The sequence below is a fragment of the Alishewanella sp. SMS8 genome (genome assembly GCF_030737935.1).
GTDB lineage: Bacteria > Pseudomonadota > Gammaproteobacteria > Enterobacterales > Alteromonadaceae > Alishewanella > Alishewanella maricola.
In genome coordinates, this window is the sequence record NZ_JAPJEA010000001.1 from 516,154 (window position 1) to 536,004 (window position 19,851).

Genomic DNA, 19,851 nt, shown 5'->3' on the forward strand with positions numbered 1-19,851 from the left:
TTAGTCTAAAGAATTTGTGTTGTAGAGTGTTGCGAGAAAGGTGCTGAGCCTTGCGCTGGCGATAACAAAGGGCTGCGCCTGACGGCAAACAGCCTAAAGCCCCGTTTAATACTTGGCAATGTCTGGTAAGTCGCCACTGTTACCCAGCGCAGCCGCCATCAGCTTTTGTTTTAAACCCGGTAGTTTATCGGCCAACAACAAGCCTGCACCACGTAATAATTTCAGTGCAGATTGCTTGTTACTAAAACCCCGTTTAAAGGCTTCCATCGTGCCGATCATGCTTTGCGCTTCGGCTTTACGCCAGCGCTGATAGGCCAGTAATGCACGAGGTTCTGCCAAGGCTTTACCGCTTTGCAGTTGCTTTTCAATAATCTGCGCTAACGCGGCCACATCCATTAAACCTAAATTCATACCTTGGCCTGCCAAAGGGTGAATACTGTGCGCAGCATCGGCCACTAACACAACCCGCCCCCGCACCCACTCACTGGCATAACGCATCGTCAGTGGAAAAGCATGCCGCTCGCTCGTCAGGGTTAAACAGCCCAAGGCGCTTTGACTTGCTGCCGATAATGCCTGATTAAAGGCATTATCGTCTAAGGCCAGTAACTGCTCTGCCCGTGCCGTATCGGCACTCCAAACAATAGAGCATTGCTGTGCATCGGGTAAAGGTAATAATGCTAGCGGCCCGGTGGGTAAAAATACCTGTCGCGCCACGCCTTGATGCGGTTCTTGGCAATGAATACGCGCCACAATCGCCTGCTGCTGATAATCCCAATGCGTTAACGGTAGCTGTTGCTGCTGCCGTACAAAAGAATTGACACCATCAGCGCCCACCAGTAACTGACTTAATAAAATGTCACCGCTGGCGAGCTGCACTAATACTTCGCGCTCGGTTTGCGCCAACTGGCTAATCTTTGCTTGAAAGAAACACTGCACATTATTGTGTGTTTGTAGCTGCTGATATAACTGCTGGCGGATCCCTTCGTTATCGCAGATCCAACCGAGTTGCGGCAACTGAGGTGGCTCTGCACTAAATTCAATTCGTCCAAAACTATCCGCTTCCCACACAGCCATCGACGAGTAAGCCGCGGCTTGCGCCATAATAGGGTCTGCCACACCTAAGTGACTGAGTAAACGCATCGAAGCCGGATTTAACGCACTGACGCGCTGATAGGTTAACTCGGCCGATGTCGGCGCAGCGCCTTGCTCTACCACCGCAATCTGTAAACCTAAGGGCGCCAATAACAATGCCAAAGTAAGCCCCGCACTGCCGCCACCGACGATAGTAATATCAAGATTTTGCATAAGAGGTTCCATAGCCCATGGTTTGCCGTGCTAATGGCTGTTTTAACTGATCATTCAGTAATAATGCTAACAACCCCACATTGCGCGCCAAGGCAATTAAACGAGAGCGATTCGAAAAGCTGCGCACCAGCGCATCAGTCAGTTGGATCACTTGCGCCATATCGGCTTGTCGCGCCAGCTGATAACGGCGTAACTGCGGGTAAGTGCCCACTTCGTCTAAAGTATCGCTGGCAAGCAGATCGCTTAAAGTGGCAATGTCGCGTAAGGCTAAGTTAAAGCCCTGTCCAGCAATCGGGTGCAAGCTGTGTAAGCTATTACCAAGCAACGCCAACCGATGCCCGACCACTTGCGGGCTTTGTCGCAGCACCAAGGGATAACATGCTCGCTGACCACAGCCAGTAAATTGCCCTGCACGATAGCCAAAGGCTTGTTGTAGTTTTGCCAAAAAATCAGGCTCAGACAAAGCCATTAGCTGCTCGGCTTGCTCAGGGCTAACGGTCCAAACGACTGAATAGCGATTATCCACTAACGGCAGCAAAGCTAAAGGCCCATGCTCGGTAAAACGTTCATAAGCTTTATGCTGATGTCGCTGGGCAATAGCCACATTACAAATGATCGCGGTTTGCTGATAAGGCTGTTCACTTTGGGTAATACCGGCAAGTTGACGAGTAGCCGATTGGCCACCTTCGGCAATGACCAGTAAACGAGCAGCAATGGTGCTGCCATCTTGTAAAGTGAGTTGTTGCTGCGCTTGACGGCTTTGCAGTTGACTAATTTGATTGGGTTGATAACGCGTGATTTGAGGATAGTGCGCCAACTTCGCCGTTAATACCGCGCCTAGGTGTTCTACTTCGACAACTTGGCCTAATGCCGGTAACCGATATTCTGCAGCTGATAACCACGTTTTACCAAAATGGCCGCGATCGGATACGGCGATCTGTAAAATAGGGCAGCTGTGGCGGGCTAAATCCGCCCAAATACCTAATTGTTGCAGCTGTTCAACACTGGCTGCAGCCAAAGCAATACTGCGACTGTCAAAACTGGCTTGCGGTGCACTGGCCACTTGCTGCTCGACTATCGCGATAGACAGTTCGGGGCAACGCTGGGCAATGCTCAACGCAAGCATAGAGCCTGCCATACCGCCACCGGCAATAACCAAATCAAAGTTTGCTGCGCCCTGCGGGCTGGATGCCTGCTCTGGCGCGGCTGAAGGCTCTATGGTTTTCATGCAAGCACTTTTCCTAGCATATTAGCCGGTTTATCAGATGAAACAGGCTTCACTTCATTAACTGCTCTATCTCGGTAAGGCTTTTTACACAGCTAGCAGTAAGGTTCTCGTAGCCATCAGCCGTTACCAAAATATTGTCTTCAATCCGCACGGCCAGCCCCCACCATTTTGCGGCGGCGGCACAACCGGCAGGAAAATACAGACCTGGTTCAATGGTTAACACCATACCAGCGACAAAAGGCCGATCTTGCCCCGCGATTTTATAAGCCCCTACGTCATGCACATCTAAACCTAGCCAATGACCAATACCGTGCATGAAGTAATGTTTACAGGCTTTTTGCTGAATAAGTTCAGTCAACTCGCCTTGTAATATACCCAGCGCAACTAAGCCCATGGTTAAGATTTGTTCCGCTAACGAGTTTAAATCGGCAAAAGTACAACCGGGTTTTACGGCAGAAATACACGCAAGCTGTGCATCTAACACCAATTGATAAATGGCTACTTGCTCAGGTGTAAAACGTCCATTGACCGGAAAGGTACGGCTAATGTCGGCAGCATAACCTTGCAACTCACAGCCGGCGTCAATCAATACTAAGCTGTTATCTGCCAACTGACTGGCATTATCAACATAGTGCAAAATACAGCCATTTTCGCCACTGCCAACGATGCTGTTGTACGCGGGGAAACGTGCACCGTGCATGGCAAATTCATGCAAAATCTCCGCTTCCAGCTGATATTCCCAGGCACCAACCTGACAAAACCGCATCGCACGCTGATGCGCTTGGCTGCTGATCTGTGCCGCTTGCCGCATAATGTGCAACTCTTCCGGTTGTTTAACCAAGCGTTGTTCACTACTGAGCGGTCGTAAATCGTGCCATGCCGTCGGGGCAATGTCGCCACGCTTTTCGCGCTGACGCAACACCGCCATGATCTCACTAATTTGCTGCTCTAAGCCTGGATGTTCACCTAAATTAAGATATACCGCCGTTTTACCATTTAACGCCTGAGTCAGCTGTGTTTGCTGCTCGGTTTGACTACAGGCCTCAAGCCCCAGTGTTTTAAACGCCGCTGCGGGGCCTAAGCGTCGACCTTGCCACATTTCAGCGAAAGCATCTTTGTCGCGGCACAGCAACAAACTGGTGGTATCAGCATCGGTTGCTTTGCTTAAAATCAGTAAGGCATCTGGCTCGTTAAAGCCGGTGTAATACCAAAAATCGCTATGCTGGCGAAAGGGATACTCGGTGTCACGACTGCGCGTTTGCTCTGAAGCCGCGGCGATAATCGCCACACTGTGCTCGGGTAGTTGCGCAAGCAGTTGTTGACGACGTTGCTGAAAATATTCGGGTAACATAAAGCCTCGGTTTGGGTCATCTGCCAAGCTGTATTTGGCCTAAGCGCACCTTTCGCTTAGCCTAAAACGCCCATCAACAGATTAATGCAGGGTTTTACTTACGGGGCCTTTATCTTGAAACTTTTGCCCGACATCGTTAAAGCAACTGAACACCATTAACCGAATATGTTCGAGTACCATGTAATAAGCTTCTTCGTTTTCTTCAGCACTGCTATCAGAGCTGGTGGTAAGATCCACTTTGGTCACTTCAGTCAATTGCTCTACCGCTTCGCGCACATCTTCTGACACTAAAGACAGATCCGTTTGCTGCACCGCAAAACCAACTAAAAAGGCTTGTGTCCATTCCACCATGGCCTCTAACCGTTCAACCAAGGCATCATCTTCGTTGGGCAGCAATAGTGCAAAATCGTATTCACCGCTTTGTAAGCTGATGGCAGTATTGCTAATTAACTGCTGGACGTCGGCTTTTAGCGCTGCGGGTAAAGCCTGACCATCATTTAAAAAATCGTATAACACGGCTAAGAAGTCAGCTGATTTGGCCGATAAGCCACCGCTGAGTAAACCACTCATTAAACCATGCAGCTCGGCGGCCGATGCCATAACATGGGCTTGCTCAAGTGCCGTACTCCAACGATCATAGCTGTGAATCAAAGAACCGGGCATAACACCCCTCGCCTAAAAAAATCAAAGTCGCTTATGCTAACACCCCCACTCGTTTTGGCCAATACTGCAAAGGCTTACAGCGTATAGCTGCCTAAACAACCAGCAAACAAACCGGCAATTTATCGAATAATTTAGACAGCGCCGTTACGGATGTTATACTTAACCCGTTCTCTGGGTTGTTTGTGTGCTTGTTGACGTCCCTGAGCCGATAATTGTTTTACCTAGGGATGCTTTTGCGTTGCTTTTGTGCAGGCCCGGCTTGTACTGGGAAGCCTACGGTGACCATTGGCCTTCCGCCTTGAACCTTGGGTTCAAGGGCTTAAATAAGTTACGGCAACTTGGAGAACACTTACAAACCGCCTCAGGCTCAGCGGTTTGTCTTTGCCATTACGATTTTGCGAGGCTGCAGCAAGACATGTTAAGTCGTCAGCAATTGCGTACAGAAATGCGACAGCGTCGCCAAGCCCTTTCTGCCGCAACCCAACATAGCGCCGCCCTTGCGCTCTGCCAGCAAATCCTTAGCCAACCTGACATCATGCGCCAACAACACTTTGCTTTATACCTAAGCAACGATGCCGAAATTAATACCAGCCCATTAATCAACGCCTTACTTAACGCCAATAAACAGCTGTATTTACCGGTACTGCATCCTTTTGTCAGTGGCTATTTGTTATTTCAGCATTACTTGCCTTCAATGCCAATGCGAACAAACAAATTCGGTATTGCCGAGCCCGTTTGGCATTGCCAACACATTAAACCGGTGGCCGAGCTCGATGTTATTTTTACGCCCTTAGTCGCTTTCGATGATCGTGGCCAACGGTTGGGTATGGGCGGTGGTTTTTACGATCGTACGCTTGCGCCTTTAAATCATCTTGCTGCGCCAGCGCGCACACCACAATTAATTGGTTTAGCGCATAATTGCCAGCAATGGCCTGAATTACCCATAGCGCCCTGGGATCAGCCCATGGCGGCTATCGCTACACCTTCACATTTTTGGCGTTTTAACGCCGACTAAGCAGACAGAGCAAAAGCAACACTGTCTTTTTTTAACACAGCCGATATAATATCCATCTGTATGGCTAAACGTATAAAGTAGATAAGCAATGACTCAAGATGAAATGAAACGAAATGCTGCACGCTCAGCACTGGCTTTTATCCCTGAGAACTCCATTGTCGGTGTCGGTACCGGCTCTACCGTGAATCATTTTATCGATGCCTTAGCCGAGATTAAGCATAAAATCACTGGCGCTGTGTCTAGTTCGGAGCAATCCACAGCACGATTAACCGCGCTGGGTATTCCGGTGTTCGACTTAAATGACGTGGCTAGCTTTAATGTGTATATCGATGGTGCTGACGAAATTAACCCGCAGCGTCACATGATTAAAGGTGGTGGTGCCGCACTAACTCGAGAAAAAATTGTTGCCGCCGTAGCCGATACCTTTATTTGTATTGTTGATAGCAGCAAGCAAGTAGACGTGATGGGCCGTTTCCCTTTACCGGTTGAAGTGATCCCAATGGCCAGCGCCTATGTTAGCCGCGAATTGAGCAAACTGGGTGGCAAACCGGTTTTACGACAAGGCGTAATTACAGATAACGGCAATCAGATCATTGATGTACACGGCTTAGCCATCACCGATCCGCTGCAACTGGAACAACAATTAAACAATATCGTCGGTGTAGTCACCAACGGTATTTTTGCTCAGCGTAATGCCGATATCGTGCTGGTTGGTACAGCAAACGGCACCCAAACCTTGAAATAATAAAATGCAGCACCGAAGCTGCAGTAATACGACGACAATCATAGGCAGCATTTTTTAATTTAATTAAGCACAAGAGACGTGACATGGAAAAATTTTCGCTAGCAAAAGACAAGATTAAAATCCTGCTGCTCGAGGGTTTGCACCACAGTGCCGTACAAACCTTTAAAGATAATGGTTATACCAATATCGAGTATTTGAAGACTTCATTACCAGAAGATGAGCTGATTGAGCGAATCAAAGATGCACATGTGATCGGTATTCGCTCGCGCACTCAGCTGACCGAGCCGGTATTAGATGCCGCCAATAAACTGATGGCGATTGGTTGTTTTTGTATTGGTACTAACCAAGTTGATCTGCATGCCGCGTTAACTCGCGCCATTCCGGTGTTTAATGCGCCTTTCTCTAACACGCGTTCGGTTGCCGAGTTAGTATTAGGCCAATTAATTATGCTGTTACGTGGTATTCCACAACGTAACGCCGCTGCGCATCGTGGCGAGTGGTTAAAAACGGCAGACCAATCGTTTGAAGCCCGCGGTAAAACCTTGGGTATTATTGGTTATGGCCATATCGGTACGCAGTTAGGCATCATGGCTGAAAATATCGGTATGCGCGTGCAATTTTATGATATCGAAAGCAAGTTAGTGTTAGGTAACTCCACACAAGTTGATTTAGAAACCTTACTGAAAACCTCAGATGTGATCAGTTTGCATGTACCTGAAACCGTACAAACTCAAAACATGATTGGTGAAACAGAACTGGCGCTAATGAAACAAGGCGCGATTTTGATCAATGCTTCACGCGGCACGGTAGTCGATATTCCGGCACTCACCGCCGCCTTAGAAAGCCAAAGGTTGGCTGGCGCTGCCATTGACGTCTTCCCTATCGAACCCAAAGGCAACAGCGAAGAGTTTGTTTCACCTCTGCGTCAATTTGATAATGTGATTTTGACTCCGCACATCGGTGGTTCAACCCAAGAAGCACAAGAAAACATTGGTTTTGAAGTGGCGGGTAAGCTGGTGAAATACAGTGACAATGGTTCAACACTATCCGCTGTTAACTTCCCTGAAGTATCATTACCTGAGCACAAAGGCCGCTCACGCTTGTTGCATATCCACAAAAACCAACCAGGTATGCTGACCAAGATCAACGAAGCTTTTGCAAGGCATAATATCAATATATCTGGTCAGTACTTACAGACCGTACAAGAAATTGGTTATGTGGTAATTGATATTGATTCTGAAGATAGTGAACAGGCGTTAAATGAATTAAAAGCGATCCCAGGTACATTAAGAGCCCGTATTCTGCATTAATTGAATACCAACTAGTGAATGCGCTTAAAAAATGACCTTGAGTCTAGCACAAATCAGTTGAGCATGACCTGTTTGCTCTAAATCAACCGTTGCAAGCCATGGATGGCCCGACAAATTCGTCGGGAACGAATTTGAAAAGCTTTGCTGGCCCGGAAGGGTGAACTTCAGGAATGAAATTCATCAATTAGCCTCAGGGATGATTGATGGCGTGTTGATATGAGCAAACCGCGTCATGCTAAACATTACACACATCGCTATTAACCCTAAGTCCCTTTTTGTTTCGTTCAATACCTTAAAGCTTAGCTATAACACGACTCATTTAAAAAGCATAAACCAGTGAAGCAGATGTTTCAGTATCTGTCGTTTCAGCGTCGCCTTCAGGCTCAGAGTTATAGTTCACACTAAAACTTAAACGCATGCCTAATCGACCATTGATTTGTGAAGTTAATGAAGTGCGGCTGGTGAATATCGAGTTATTGCCATCCAGCGAGACGTTTCCTTCAAAAGTCTGCCGAAAGCGACTGCCTTTATACAACTCTTGGTCGAAGTTGGCTGCTAAAAACCAGATTAAACCGCGACTAGTGTTACCCGATGCCGCTTCGCGATAGGCAAAACCCGGGCCGGTTTCTAAGTCTAAATAGTTAGCTTGGTGCTCATAAATACGGTTAGCATAACCTGTTACCAACTGCCCTTGCTGTTTAAAAGCCCCGAGCATGTCATAGGCGTAGGCTGCACGGCCAAAGAATGACTGTGTACCACTTAGGAATTTATAATTGCTTTGCCCCGTGAACGCGTAACGCTTTATGGTCGTTTGGCTGGTCACATCACCGGTGTCCGTATTGGTAAATTGATTTTTTTGTAACCGCCCCTGAAACTGATACTTATTCCGAAAATACTCAGTGTCATGCACCATCTCGGTGACCAGCCGCCAGCCTCGTGCTTCGGTATTCCCGTTGATAAACAAAAAGCCGAGTTCGATATCACCCGTAATGGTGCCCAAAATACCCAAATCAATAAATTCAGGCAAAGTTCCCGCATCGTTCTCGGGTTCTTCGTTGGCGAGTACACTAAAGGACAATAATCCGAGCAAAAGTATTAAAACAGGCATGTTAGGCGTAATTTCTTTATGGGGTTTCTGAGTAATGCTAGCGCCGGTTCTTCAGACGCTAGCTCTGGCTAACCGCTTAGTTACTTTCAGCGCGTTGCTTTATATAGTCAAGTGCCAGTGTGATCCGCGCTAAAGCACGCTCTTTACCGACTAAATACAACGTCTGATCCAAAGCAGGTGAGTTACCGCCACCGGTAACCGCCACACGCAATGGCATGCCGACTTTACCCATACCTAAACCCAATGCTTCTGCTGCTGCATTAATAGTTTGGTGGATATTGGCAGCATCCCATGTGCTGAGTTCAGCCAGTTTGGCATGAACTAACGCTAAAGGTTCCGCTGCAACAACACGCAAATGCTTTTTCGCTGCATTTTCTTCAAACTCGTTGAAGTCTTCATAAAAATAACGGCTGACTTCTACCAACTCTTTTAACGTTTTTACCCGTTCAGCTTGCACGCTAATCACGTCAGTAAGCGCCGGGCCGTTTTCAGTATTCAGCTTTTGCTCTGCTAGATGCCAAGCTAAGTGCTCAGCCACCTGCTCTGCCGGCAGCGTTTTCATATAATGCTGGTTAAGCCAAATCAGCTTGTCTGTATTAAAAGCAGAGGGTGCGCGGTTACAGTCAGACAAATCAAAGAGATCTTTTAATTCATCAATACTAAAAATTTCTTGATCACCATGAGACCAGCCCAAACGCACTAAATAGTTTAGTAACGCCTGCGGTAAGAAACCATTATCGCGATACTGCATCACGCCAACAGCGCCGTGGCGCTTAGATAAGCGCTTGCCGTCATCGCCTAATATCATCGGTACGTGTGCGTATTTTGGAATCTCTGCACCTAATGCCGCTAAAATGTTCATTTGCCGAGGCGTATTGTTAACATGGTCATCACCACGGATCACATGAGTAATCCCCATTTTCCAGTCATCTACCACTACGGTAAGGTTGTAAGTTGGGGTACCGTCGCTACGAGCGATGATCAAATCGTCCAGCTCGGCATTAGCAATTTCAATACGGCCTTTGATCATATCGTCAATTACCACTACGCCATCTAGTGGGTTTTTAAAACGAATAACATAAGGCTTGTCGCTCGGATGATCGGTTCTGTCACGCCACATACCGTTGTATTTGGGTTTTTCCCCAGCGGCCATTTGCGCTTCACGCATGGCGTCTACTTCTTCAACAGTACAAAAACACTTATAGGCTTTGCCTTCAGCTAATAATTGCGCAACCACCTGTTTATACAAATCAAACCGTTTAGTTTGATAATAAGGACCCTCATCGTGATCCAGCCCCAACCACTGCATGCCTTCTAAAATGGCATCAACCGAGGCCTGCGTTGAACGCTCTAAATCGGTATCTTCAATACGCAGGATAAATTTACCACCTTGTTTTTTAGCGTATAACCAGCTAAATAAGGCAGTACGAGCACCACCAACATGTAAATAACCGGTTGGGCTTGGGGCAAAACGAGTCACCAATGACATAATTTTTCCATATCTGACTGAACAAGCTATAAGCTGGCTATTGTAGCAATGCCAGCCGCAGGATGCATCAAAGCTGTCGTTGTTCATGCAGACTTTTTCGGCAATAGGCAAAATGCTGTTCACTTTTGCGGCAAGCGGTAGCATTTTCAGAAAATAAAGTTGACACTCTTTTCTTGCTGCCTATAATGAGCGCCATCACAGCGTGGATTGTTAGCTCAGCTGGGAGAGCACCGCCCTTACAAGGCGGGGGTCACTGGTTCGAACCCAGTACAATCCACCAATATGATGTCACATATCCCATGGATTGTTAGCTCAGCTGGGAGAGCACCGCCCTTACAAGGCGGGGGTCACTGGTTCGAACCCAGTACAATCCACCAATTCGATGTTACGTATCCCACGGATTGTTAGCTCAGCTGGGAGAGCACCGCCCTTACAAGGCGGGGGTCACTGGTTCGAACCCAGTACAATCCACCAATTCGATGTTACGTATCCCACGGATTGTTAGCTCAGCTGGGAGAGCACCGCCCTTACAAGGCGGGGGTCACTGGTTCGAACCCAGTACAATCCACCAAATCCCCTTTAAAACTAAATTCCATTTTTATTAACAGCTTCGCTTGGAGAGCACCGCCCCTCTTTACGCATACTCATTACTCTTTTTTCGACACAATTATAATTAACTGAGACTTTCCTATACTTCAACATCTATTTCTAGTTCAAGTTCTAATTGAGAACTGCATTAATGCAGCTAATTCACTACAACTGCCTCAGTTTTGATGTCTCTAAAATATCGTGGTATCAACTATGCTCTTTTTCAATACCAATCATAGAGTTACCCATTATAGGTCATTATATAAATTACTGTACGGTTTATAGAATCAAAGCTATGCTTTAGATTAATGGTATTAAAAGTTGTCGTTTTAAATTCTTAGGATTATTAATGGCTGTATTTTCCGCGAAAGAAAGTTTAAACCGAACAATACTCGATAACATCATGGATGCCGTTGTCAGCATTGATAAAAATGGCTTAATTACTTATTGCAACCAAACAGCTTTAACGTTGTTTGGCTATACGGAGGCAAACTTACTCGGCAAAAATATCAAATGTCTCATGGTCGACTATCACGCTGAGCATCATGATAATTATTTACGTGATTATCGAAGTAACCTTGTTAAACGCGTGATAGGTAATACACGTGTGCTGCAGGCCAAAAATATCAACGACGAACTCATACCCATAGAGTTGAGAGTATGTCAGCTAGAAATGGACGATGGCACCGCTTATCTGGGAATGATTAGAGACCTCAGGGACAGTATTTCCAAACGTGAAAAAATTCACTTACTAGAGAATACAGATTTACTGACCGGCTTACCCAACAGAAACGCCTTAGTGTTAGCGTTAAATGACACCATCGATGGTCTGGTGTTAAATAAGCAGAACTTTTACTTACTGATGATCGACGCTGATGATTTCAGTAAAATTAATCAGGCTTTTGGTTATGAATATGGTGATGAAGTTCTTCGAAAAACAGCTGAGAAATTGTCTAAATATAAAGACTTCAGGTTAATTGCTCGCTCTAGCCAAGACGAATTCGGCGTGTTGTTTCAATCAGAGTTACCTCAACATGAAATTAAGCGATGGTTAACTGAGGTACTATGCCAACTTTCTAGCGTAGAGACCATTATTAATAGGCCAATAAGTTGTTCTTTCAGTGGTGGTATTTACAACTTTAATCAACCCAACGAAAACAGCCAAAATGCTATTGGCTATGCTGAGAATGCCCTTAAATTTGCGAAACAACTACAGCGGGGCGGCCTCGTATTTCACTCTAATGAAATTGATCAAGAACAACGACATTCCGCAGTCTTAGACCAAGGATTAAAGTCTACACAACTCACAGAACAACTGTTTCTAGTTTATCAAGCTCAAGTCGATGAACATGGACAATTAATTGGCTTTGAAGCGTTAATGCGTTGGCAGTATCAAAACCAACTTGTTCGCCCTGATATATTTATAGCTCTGGCAGAACGTAATGGAGCCATTTACAAAATGGGAGGATGGTTACTGGAGCAAGCGTGTCAATTTTTAACATGGAGCAGCACTATACCTGAGTTTGCCTCTTGCCGCTTATCCGTTAATGTTAGCCCTAAACAATTTGCACACCCAAACTTTGTTCCGGATATTATTCAATCTTTGCTCAATCACAAAATTGAACCTCGACGATTGCACCTAGAGCTAACCGAAAGATTATTGCTAGAAAACCCAGCCATTATAGTGCAGAAAATGCAGGATTTGCGACGCTATGGTATCAGTTTTTCTTTGGATGATTTTGGTACAGGCTACTCTTCGCTAGCCTATATTAAAAATCTGCCGCTTAGTGAACTAAAAATTGACAGATCCTTTGTAAAAGAAATTACAAACAGTGCATCAGACCGAAAGATTGTTTCTACTATATTATTGTTAGCTCAGGGATTAGGGCTTAATGTAGTGACAGAGGGGGTAGAAAATTTAGAACAATTAACCGAGCTTAAAAAGCTGGGTTGTAAACAATTCCAAGGTTTTTTCTTCGCTAAACCATTAAGAAAGGAGCACCTTTTGGCTAGCATTCCTCAGTTCAAAGCCGATGGGCTCTAAAGCAGGTTCTGTTTGTAGCCAACGCTCGCGGTTATTCTTTATCGCCAGTAAAGTTATCAGGACTAACTGGGGCTTGTTGACGTTTGCTATTTAGATTTTGTTCGTTTGGCGATGTTTTGATCGCGAAACGATGAGTGTAATTTAGTTATTCTAAATAAACGACGAGAAAAGCTACCGCGTCCTGCTCTCGCCCCTGACCTACATCCATGTAGGCCACAAAGAGCAAAGCATCGCCAGACGAACCCTTCAGGCAGCGTGTGGCTGGCATTTCTACTGTGTTATACGAAATATATCCTATATTTCGCCTTCGGCCAGCAGAGCTGTTCCCGTTTGTGCCATCCAAACGGGTCGCTTGTTTATGTAGAATAACTACACGGCACAAGCTCTGCCTTGTATAAATACCAGCCACTCAGCTGCAAAAACAACCAGCAAACGTCAACAAGCCCCAATATTTTTACTCGAACGCCATAACATGCTGATCATCGTTATGGCAACGTTCTCTGCCTAATACGAGCCCGTTTGCCAATTTCCGATGCGGTTTATCCTTTAGGGAAACTCTTTGTTAGTGATGGCAGCTAACGCCCAAATTCTAGTTTGTGGCGGGAGGCAAATGGCTACTGATGTTGCGTCCACTTTGGATAAGATATTTTTACCACTGGCATTGGATATTAAGGCACTAAAACAGCAAGGCCGCTATGTTGAGGACTCTTACTAGATTAACGCTCTAGTGTTACTTAACATAACTTGCTCTCAATACCTCCCAGATATTCATATGCTTGCCACATGTTCATAATAAATCTTGGTAAAAACTTTTGTTCTTCCTATATTTAAAAATAGATGATATTCATATCATGATGACAGTACTTTACCCTCATTTCATAAAAGTCACTCAGCCGTAGGATACCGCTCATGCCCCATTCACACCACCACGGCACAGAAAACCTTGGCGATGGCAAACTACTTGTTGCCGTGGTCATCAACGTTTTACTCACCGTAGCACAAATTATTGGCGGTGTTATCTCGGGAAGTTTATCGCTGATTGCCGATGCCCTGCATAATTTAAGCGATGCCGCTTCGCTGGGTATCGCCATTTTTGCCCGCAAGATAAGCCGTAAACCCGCCGATGAATTGAAAACCTTTGGCTATAAACGGGCCGAAGTGATTGCAGCGCTAATTAACCTCACCACCTTAATCATTATTGGCTTTTATCTTATTTACGAAGCGTTATGGCGTTTAGCTGATCCACAAGAGATCGCCGGTTGGCTGGTGGTCATTGTGGCCAGTTTTGCGTTGCTCATCGATGTGGTCACCGTGCTTCTGACGTATGCACAATCAAAAAACAGCATAAACATCAAAGCCGCCTTTTTGCACAATGTCTCCGATGCCCTCGCCTCCGTGGCAGTGATTATCGCAGGAACCTTAATTTTGCTTTATCAATGGTACTGGGTGGATACCTTGTTGACATTACTGATTGCCGGCTATGTGCTTTGGCAAGGTTTTAGCATGCTGCCTAAAGCTATCCATTTATTGATGGATGGCACACCTGAGCATATAGATATCCCACAGGTTATTTTGGCCATGCAAGCGTTAGACGGCGTAACGAACGTGCATCATGTGCATATCTGGCAAGTCGATGAACAGCACAGTGCGCTTGAAGCGCATGTTGTGGTGGAAAACATGGATGTGGCAGAACTGGAGAAAATAAAAACCACCTTAAAAGCACTATTAGTCCGTGAGTTTCGTATAGGTCATTCCACCTTAGAATTTGAGCATGCCACCCTGACTAACTGCAATAACGCGCAAGTTTGTCATTAATTTTGTTATGCTTGTAATGAGATTTTTAAAGCGGACTCGTCACTTCTTTGCCTTGTCCTGAGGAATACATGCATTTACCCACTGTTGTGATATTAGCTCTGGTAATAAACCTGATCGTGGGTTTTTATTTGTACTTACTTTATCGGCGCAAGCCTAAAGATCGCTGCTTTCGACTTTGGTCATTCTCATCCATCAGTTTTGTGCTGGGTGGCACGCTCGTTGCCTTACGCCCTTACGATATTACGGCGTTTTTCACCTTCTTTGTTGCTGATTGCTTGTTGTTATTGGCGCCAATATTGGTGCTGGCGGGGCTCATTCAATTTTCACGTTTTCGCTATACGCGGCGTCGGCGCCAACACGCTTTTGTGCTGTTGGCACTGATTGTTATAGCATTGCTCAGTGTCTATCACCATCCCGGTATCTTGAGTGTGCTGGTTGCGCTAGCTATTGGCATCACCTTCTATTTGTGTGCTGTGCTACTCCAAAAATCGGTGATCACCGAACCCACCTTTACCCGCACCTTACAAGGTATTTTTCTGCTGCATGCGCTAACCATGTTTACCCAAGTAATGTTGATCCTCTGGCAATGGCAATCTTTAGATATGAATGGCTTACCTGAAAGCTCGGTCTATACCCTGCTAAGCCATATTTTACTGACCACCTTTACCGCTTTGCTGCTACCCTGGTTATGCTTTTTGAAACTAGAACGCAAGCTCACCCTAAAGTCGCAACGTGATGGCCTAACTAAACTGGCTAATCGCGAGCATTTTTTCAATCTGGTTGAACGTTATTGGCAACAACAGCGCCCTCTGCCTGCCGTTTTAATGATGATCGATATCGATTTCTTTAAAAAAATTAACGATAAATTTGGTCATGCGGTAGGCGATAGCGCAATTAAAGCCGTGGCACAGTTGTTATCTAAACAATTGCGTTGTAACGATATTATTGGCCGCATTGGCGGTGAAGAATATGCTGCACTGCTTATCGATTTAGATGAGGCCACCGCACTCAAAATTAGCCAACGACTCTGTGAACAAGTTGAAAAACAACTGCAATTTGTGGCTGATGCCAAGGTCGAACTGACCATCAGTATCGGTTTAGTGTATGTAGATACCTCACAACACGACTATGTGAGTGCGCTAAAAGCCGCAGATGAAGCGCTTTACAGCAGCAAGCGTGCTGGCAGAAATACCGTAACCCTCGGCGCAGTTGGGCTTTGACATCAAGAATTTTAGAATGGGTTAATGGCAAAACCTTGCTGTTGCAATAGCACGTGAGCCGTCATCGCAGAAAGCGCCATATTCACACCGGGTAGCAAGTCAGCATTACTGATGCCATAAGCAGCAGCACTTTGTCCACAAAGGTAAAATTTGACTCCCTTTTCCTGTAGTTGTGCGATAGCAGTGGCGCTGCTATTTTTTAGTCCATCTTTATTGGCGGCATAAAATTTTGGGTTCGTCATCTCTAAAGAGGCACTGCCATGCACTACCACGGCCAGCTGAATATTTTCTAAAGGCACACCCGCTGCAACATGCATATTGATAAATCGAGCCGCACTTTCTATAGACCGATTTAGCTTGCCTGGTTCTGCCGCTTTAGCGACGTCGAAAGCCAGCTTAAATACCGTATTGGCGGGCAACGGCTCAGTTTGTTGCACAGGTGCTGTCGGCCCGAAATCGTTAAACACGGGGCCGGTTTTAAAATTGTCCAGCTGCGCAGCTAAGGCATTTTCAGTGCAAAGCAATAAGGGTATTAATAAAAGAAAACGGTGTATTTGCATGGGAGTGTCCAACGATTGTTTATAAAGACTATACCTAGCACCCGCGTAATCAACAAGCCTAAAGAACATCAGTTTAAGCCGTTGAGCGCCCAACATTGAGCTATGAGTCAAACGAAAAAACCGCTTTCAATGCGTTAGCCAATACTTGCCGGAACCGTCTGCATCTAAAGTTCTATTGGCCCGGCGGTTAACTATTGAACGGTTTTTTTAAAATCAACATTTAAAGCCTGCCCCTGTGGTTTCAAACAACGCTGTGACCGAGATCAATAAACCTTATTTAATTTACGCCTATACTTATCAGGGAAAGACAATAATTAATCGCATAAGGAAATAATATGACGCTTGAAAAACATAGCTTTCTCAGTGAGTTTCCTGATCATCACCATACTATTCGCCATTTAAAGATGCACGACCGGCACTTTGCCAAGTTATTTGATGAATACAACGACTTAGATCACGAAGTATTTAGTATTGAATCTGCCGGTATCCCTACTACGGATGACAATTTAGAGCAGAAAAAAATGCGCCGTGTTCAGCTTAAAGACTCGCTGCTTGCCATGGTAAAAAAAGAAGAAGCCGCGCAATAACACCAAGCCAAATAATCTTATTAACCACAGCTACGCTTAACAAAAAAGCGTCACTGTGGTTTTGCAGTTTTCGGCATCGCTAGCCGTTTACGCGGCGGCTAATTGGCTTTAGCGATATGGATAGGCGCTGCCCCAAAGGTTTGTTTAAACACCCGGCTAAAGTGGCTTGGGTTATTAAAGCCTAACTGATAACACACTTGGCTTATCCGCTCGCCAGTTTGCAGTAACCGATAAGCCTGTTGTAAGCGCAATTGCTGCTGCCACTGCGCTGGGGTTACCCCAAAAGCTAATTTAAACTGCTGATAAAATTTACTGCGGCTCATGCAGGCAATTTTGCATAACGTTTCAATTTGAATATCTTCGCTCAGGTGTTGCTCAATATAGTTCAGCACATTACCCAGCGGTGTTGTTTGGTTGTTTTGCTTACAACTGGCCAACAGTAATTCGCGACTTTGCTGCTGCAATAAACGGGTAATTAACTCGTTTAACGACAATTCAATTAAATAGTCTCGGTGCTGCTCGTTTTCACTGAACAGCGTGATCATTTTTTGCAGTAACTGCTGCGTTTGCGAATTATGCTGGCCGTGTACCAGTTTCGGCACATAATGAAAAAAATCGCTATGGCTAATTTCTTGTTTGAAATTCAACGCATCGGCCACCTTACGAATTTTATCGGTACTGATTTCAATGGCAAGGCAGGTAGTGGGTTGTTGCAGTGATGCCTCTGGAAAGTCGATAAGTACCTTTTGCCCAGGCGCCAGCACAAAAGATTGATGCGGTAAAAACGCGCTGTGGTACTGGCAATCGGCGACATGCATCACTTTTTTGCCCGTTAGCATACCGCAAAATAATAACTCGCTAGAGTGTAACGCCACCTGCTGCGCATCTTGATAGGTGTCATAAATACTGAGTTCAGCATGCTCACCGGCAAAGCTCACTTTGTTTTCAACAAGCACATTAATGCGTTGGCGTTTTTGGGTGAGTACCGATGTTGTCATAGTCTCCCTCAGTTTGGACAAATAGACAAAAAGTCTGGACTAGCAAGCAAGCGTGCTGAATACACCTGAGCTAATGTGAACTTATGGCGGCTAAAAAACAATAACTTCCCGCCAGATTTAGTTAATTAATTACTAAACTATTTAGACAAAGGATAGACTATGATTTATGCAAATCCAGGTACAGCGGGTGCCTTAGTTAACTTTAAAGCGCAATATGGTAACTATATTGGTGGTGAATGGGTCGCCCCCATTAAAGGCCAGTATTTTGATAACAAAAGCCCGGTAAACGGCAAGGTGTTTTGCCAGATCCCACGTTCGAGTAAAGAAGATATCGAATTAGCGCTCGACAAGGCGCATCTCGCTAAAGCCGCCTGGGGCACTACCTCTGTAGCGGCACGCAGTAACATTTTACTGAAGATTGCTGATCGTATGGAGCAAAACCTAGAGATGTTAGCCGTCGCGGAATCTTGGGATAACGGCAAAGCCATTCGTGAAACCCTGGCCGCCGATATACCACTGGCAATTGATCACTTTCGTTATTTTGCTGGGTGTATACGCGCCCAAGAAGGCAGTATTGGCGAGATTGACGAAACCACTGTTGCCTACCATTTTCATGAACCACTGGGCGTGGTTGGTCAAATTATTCCGTGGAACTTCCCGATTTTAATGGCCGCATGGAAACTTGGGCCAGCACTGGCGGCCGGTAACTGTGTGGTATTAAAACCTGCCGAACAAACGCCCGCCTCTATTTTAGTGTTAATGGAATTAATCGGCGACTTACTGCCAGCCGGGGTGCTGAATGTGGTCAATGGCTTTGGCAAAGAAGCCGGAGAAGCCCTCGCAACCAGCAGCCGTATTGCCAAAATTGCGTTTACCGGCTCTACGCCTGTTGGCTCGCACATTTTAAAGTGTGCAGCAGAAAATATTATTCCGTCTACCGTTGAGCTTGGCGGTAAATCGCCAAATATCTTTTTTAACGATGTGATGGATAAAGACGATTCATTTCTTAGCAAAGCGATTGAAGGTGCGGTGTTGGCCTACTTTAACCAAGGTGAAGTCTGTACTTGCCCGTCACGGCTGTTTATTCAGGAAGGCATTTACGAGCAATTTATTGCGCGCATTTTAGAGCGCACACTACAAATTAAGCGCGGCAACCCACTGGATAGCGAAACCATGGTCGGCGCACAAGCATCCCAAGCGCAGTTTGATAAAATTTTAAGTTACATTGAAATCGGCAAACAAGAAGGCGCGCAGGTGCTGACCGGCGGTCAGGTTGAACAGCTAAGTGACGACTTAAACGGCGGCTATTATATTCAGCCCACCATCTTAAAAGGCACTAACGATATGCGGGTATTCCAGGAAGAAATTTTTGGCCCAGTGATTTCGATGTCGACCTTTAAAGATGAAGCCGAAGCCCTTCAGCTGGCTAACAGTTCAGAATTTGGCTTAGGCGCTGGGGTTTGGACGCGCAATATGAATCGCACCTATCACTTTGGTCGTAAAATTGAAGCCGGTCGGGTGTGGACGAACTGCTACCATATGTATCCGGCACACGCGGCCTTTGGTGGCTATAAGAAATCCGGTATTGGCCGAGAAACCCACAAACTGGCACTGAATCATTATCAGCAAACCAAAAACTTATTGGTCAGCTACAGTGAAGATCCGCTAGGTTTCTTCTAGCCAAAGGTTTTGCTAACCCCATAAAAAAGAATTGATAAACTACAGCCGGCACGCATTGTCATTAAAGCGTGCCGTTTTTTTTACAACTTTAAGTTAAAAATATTTGACATGATGACAATTAAGGCAAACACTAAGTTGAATATAG

At 45.6% G+C, this 19,851-nt stretch carries 16 protein-coding genes, 4 tRNA genes and 1 other RNA gene; 13 read left to right on the forward strand and 8 right to left on the reverse strand.

Features of this window, described 5'->3' with window-relative positions:
- Nucleotides 1–105: 105 nt before the first annotated feature.
- The 4 genes from ORJ01_RS02260 to ORJ01_RS02275 all read right to left on the reverse strand — a co-directional run bounded on the left by ORJ01_RS02260 (nt 106) and on the right by ORJ01_RS02275 (nt 4,547).
- Entirely contained in the window at nt 106–1,305 is a 1,200-nt protein-coding gene (locus ORJ01_RS02260; RefSeq protein ID WP_306176837.1) for an FAD-dependent monooxygenase, read from the reverse strand.
- A complete protein-coding gene (ubiH, locus tag ORJ01_RS02265) occupies nt 1,292–2,533 on the reverse strand; it encodes a 2-octaprenyl-6-methoxyphenyl hydroxylase (RefSeq protein WP_306176838.1) in 1,242 nt (413 codons plus the stop codon). The genes ORJ01_RS02260 and ubiH overlap by 14 nt, the downstream gene beginning before the upstream one ends.
- 49 nt (nt 2,534–2,582) lie before the next feature.
- Complete coding sequence (pepP, locus tag ORJ01_RS02270) at nt 2,583–3,884, reverse strand: Xaa-Pro aminopeptidase (protein WP_306176839.1); 1,302 nt, start codon at nt 3,882–3,884, stop codon at nt 2,583–2,585.
- A gap of 81 nt (nt 3,885–3,965) precedes the next feature.
- Complete coding sequence (locus tag ORJ01_RS02275; protein WP_306176840.1) at nt 3,966–4,547, reverse strand: UPF0149 family protein; 582 nt, start codon at nt 4,545–4,547, stop codon at nt 3,966–3,968.
- A 165-nt stretch (nt 4,548–4,712) separates the two neighbouring features.
- Between ORJ01_RS02275 and ssrS the strand changes: the two genes are divergently transcribed.
- From ssrS to serA, 4 genes are all read left to right on the forward strand, one after another.
- A non-coding RNA gene (gene ssrS, locus ORJ01_RS02280) (6S RNA) lies at nt 4,713–4,896 on the forward strand.
- A gap of 66 nt (nt 4,897–4,962) precedes the next feature.
- A complete protein-coding gene (locus ORJ01_RS02285; protein ID WP_306176841.1) occupies nt 4,963–5,562 on the forward strand; it encodes a 5-formyltetrahydrofolate cyclo-ligase in 600 nt (199 codons plus the stop codon).
- 88 nt (nt 5,563–5,650) lie between these two features.
- Complete coding sequence (gene rpiA, locus ORJ01_RS02290; RefSeq protein ID WP_226749923.1) at nt 5,651–6,307, forward strand: ribose-5-phosphate isomerase RpiA; 657 nt, start codon at nt 5,651–5,653, stop codon at nt 6,305–6,307.
- 83 nt (nt 6,308–6,390) lie between these two features.
- Nucleotides 6,391–7,617 (forward strand): phosphoglycerate dehydrogenase, encoded by a 1,227-nt coding sequence (gene serA / locus ORJ01_RS02295; RefSeq protein WP_229585036.1) that lies wholly within the window; start codon nt 6,391–6,393, stop codon nt 7,615–7,617.
- Between the two features lie 319 nt (nt 7,618–7,936).
- On the opposite strand, the gene ORJ01_RS02300 is transcribed toward serA, so the two are convergent.
- Both ORJ01_RS02300 and gltX read right to left on the reverse strand, forming a co-directional pair.
- A complete protein-coding gene (locus ORJ01_RS02300) occupies nt 7,937–8,725 on the reverse strand; it encodes a YdiY family protein (protein WP_306176842.1) in 789 nt (262 codons plus the stop codon).
- Between the two features lie 76 nt (nt 8,726–8,801).
- Nucleotides 8,802–10,214: a glutamate--tRNA ligase gene (gene gltX / locus ORJ01_RS02305; RefSeq protein WP_306176843.1), complete on the reverse strand. Its 1,413-nt coding sequence runs from the start codon at nt 10,212–10,214 to the stop codon at nt 8,802–8,804.
- A 204-nt stretch (nt 10,215–10,418) separates the two neighbouring features.
- Between gltX and ORJ01_RS02310 the strand changes: the two genes are divergently transcribed.
- The 7 genes from ORJ01_RS02310 to ORJ01_RS02340 all read left to right on the forward strand — a co-directional run bounded on the left by ORJ01_RS02310 (nt 10,419) and on the right by ORJ01_RS02340 (nt 15,881).
- Nucleotides 10,419–10,494, forward strand: a tRNA-Val gene (locus tag ORJ01_RS02310).
- Between the two features lie 21 nt (nt 10,495–10,515).
- Nucleotides 10,516–10,591, forward strand: a tRNA-Val gene (locus tag ORJ01_RS02315).
- A 21-nt stretch (nt 10,592–10,612) separates the two neighbouring features.
- Nucleotides 10,613–10,688, forward strand: a tRNA-Val gene (locus ORJ01_RS02320).
- 21 nt (nt 10,689–10,709) lie between these two features.
- Nucleotides 10,710–10,785 (forward strand) — tRNA-Val (locus tag ORJ01_RS02325).
- A 366-nt stretch (nt 10,786–11,151) separates the two neighbouring features.
- The gene (locus ORJ01_RS02330) at nt 11,152–12,846 is read left to right on the forward strand and encodes a bifunctional diguanylate cyclase/phosphodiesterase (RefSeq protein ID WP_306176844.1); all 1,695 of its coding nucleotides are present in this window, start codon (nt 11,152–11,154) and stop codon (nt 12,844–12,846) included.
- Between the two features lie 909 nt (nt 12,847–13,755).
- The gene (locus ORJ01_RS02335) at nt 13,756–14,661 is read left to right on the forward strand and encodes a cation diffusion facilitator family transporter (protein WP_306176845.1); all 906 of its coding nucleotides are present in this window, start codon (nt 13,756–13,758) and stop codon (nt 14,659–14,661) included.
- 68 nt (nt 14,662–14,729) lie between these two features.
- Nucleotides 14,730–15,881 (forward strand): diguanylate cyclase, encoded by a 1,152-nt coding sequence (locus ORJ01_RS02340; RefSeq protein WP_306176846.1) that lies wholly within the window; start codon nt 14,730–14,732, stop codon nt 15,879–15,881.
- 11 nt (nt 15,882–15,892) lie between these two features.
- On the opposite strand, the gene ORJ01_RS02345 is transcribed toward ORJ01_RS02340, so the two are convergent.
- Nucleotides 15,893–16,441, reverse strand: coding sequence for a DsrE family protein (locus tag ORJ01_RS02345; protein ID WP_306176847.1), 549 nt, complete (start codon nt 16,439–16,441; stop codon nt 15,893–15,895).
- Between the two features lie 335 nt (nt 16,442–16,776).
- On the opposite strand from ORJ01_RS02345, the gene ORJ01_RS02350 reads away from it, so the two are divergent.
- Complete coding sequence (locus tag ORJ01_RS02350; RefSeq protein ID WP_226749912.1) at nt 16,777–17,028, forward strand: YdcH family protein; 252 nt, start codon at nt 16,777–16,779, stop codon at nt 17,026–17,028.
- 98 nt (nt 17,029–17,126) lie between these two features.
- Here the strand turns inward: ORJ01_RS02350 and ORJ01_RS02355 are convergent, their stop codons facing one another.
- The gene (locus ORJ01_RS02355) at nt 17,127–18,026 is read right to left on the reverse strand and encodes an AraC family transcriptional regulator (protein WP_226749911.1); all 900 of its coding nucleotides are present in this window, start codon (nt 18,024–18,026) and stop codon (nt 17,127–17,129) included.
- Between the two features lie 159 nt (nt 18,027–18,185).
- On the opposite strand from ORJ01_RS02355, the gene ORJ01_RS02360 reads away from it, so the two are divergent.
- Nucleotides 18,186–19,706, forward strand: a complete 1,521-nt coding sequence (locus ORJ01_RS02360) for an aldehyde dehydrogenase family protein (protein ID WP_306176848.1) — start codon at nt 18,186–18,188, stop codon at nt 19,704–19,706.
- Nucleotides 19,707–19,851: the final 145 nt, after the last annotated feature.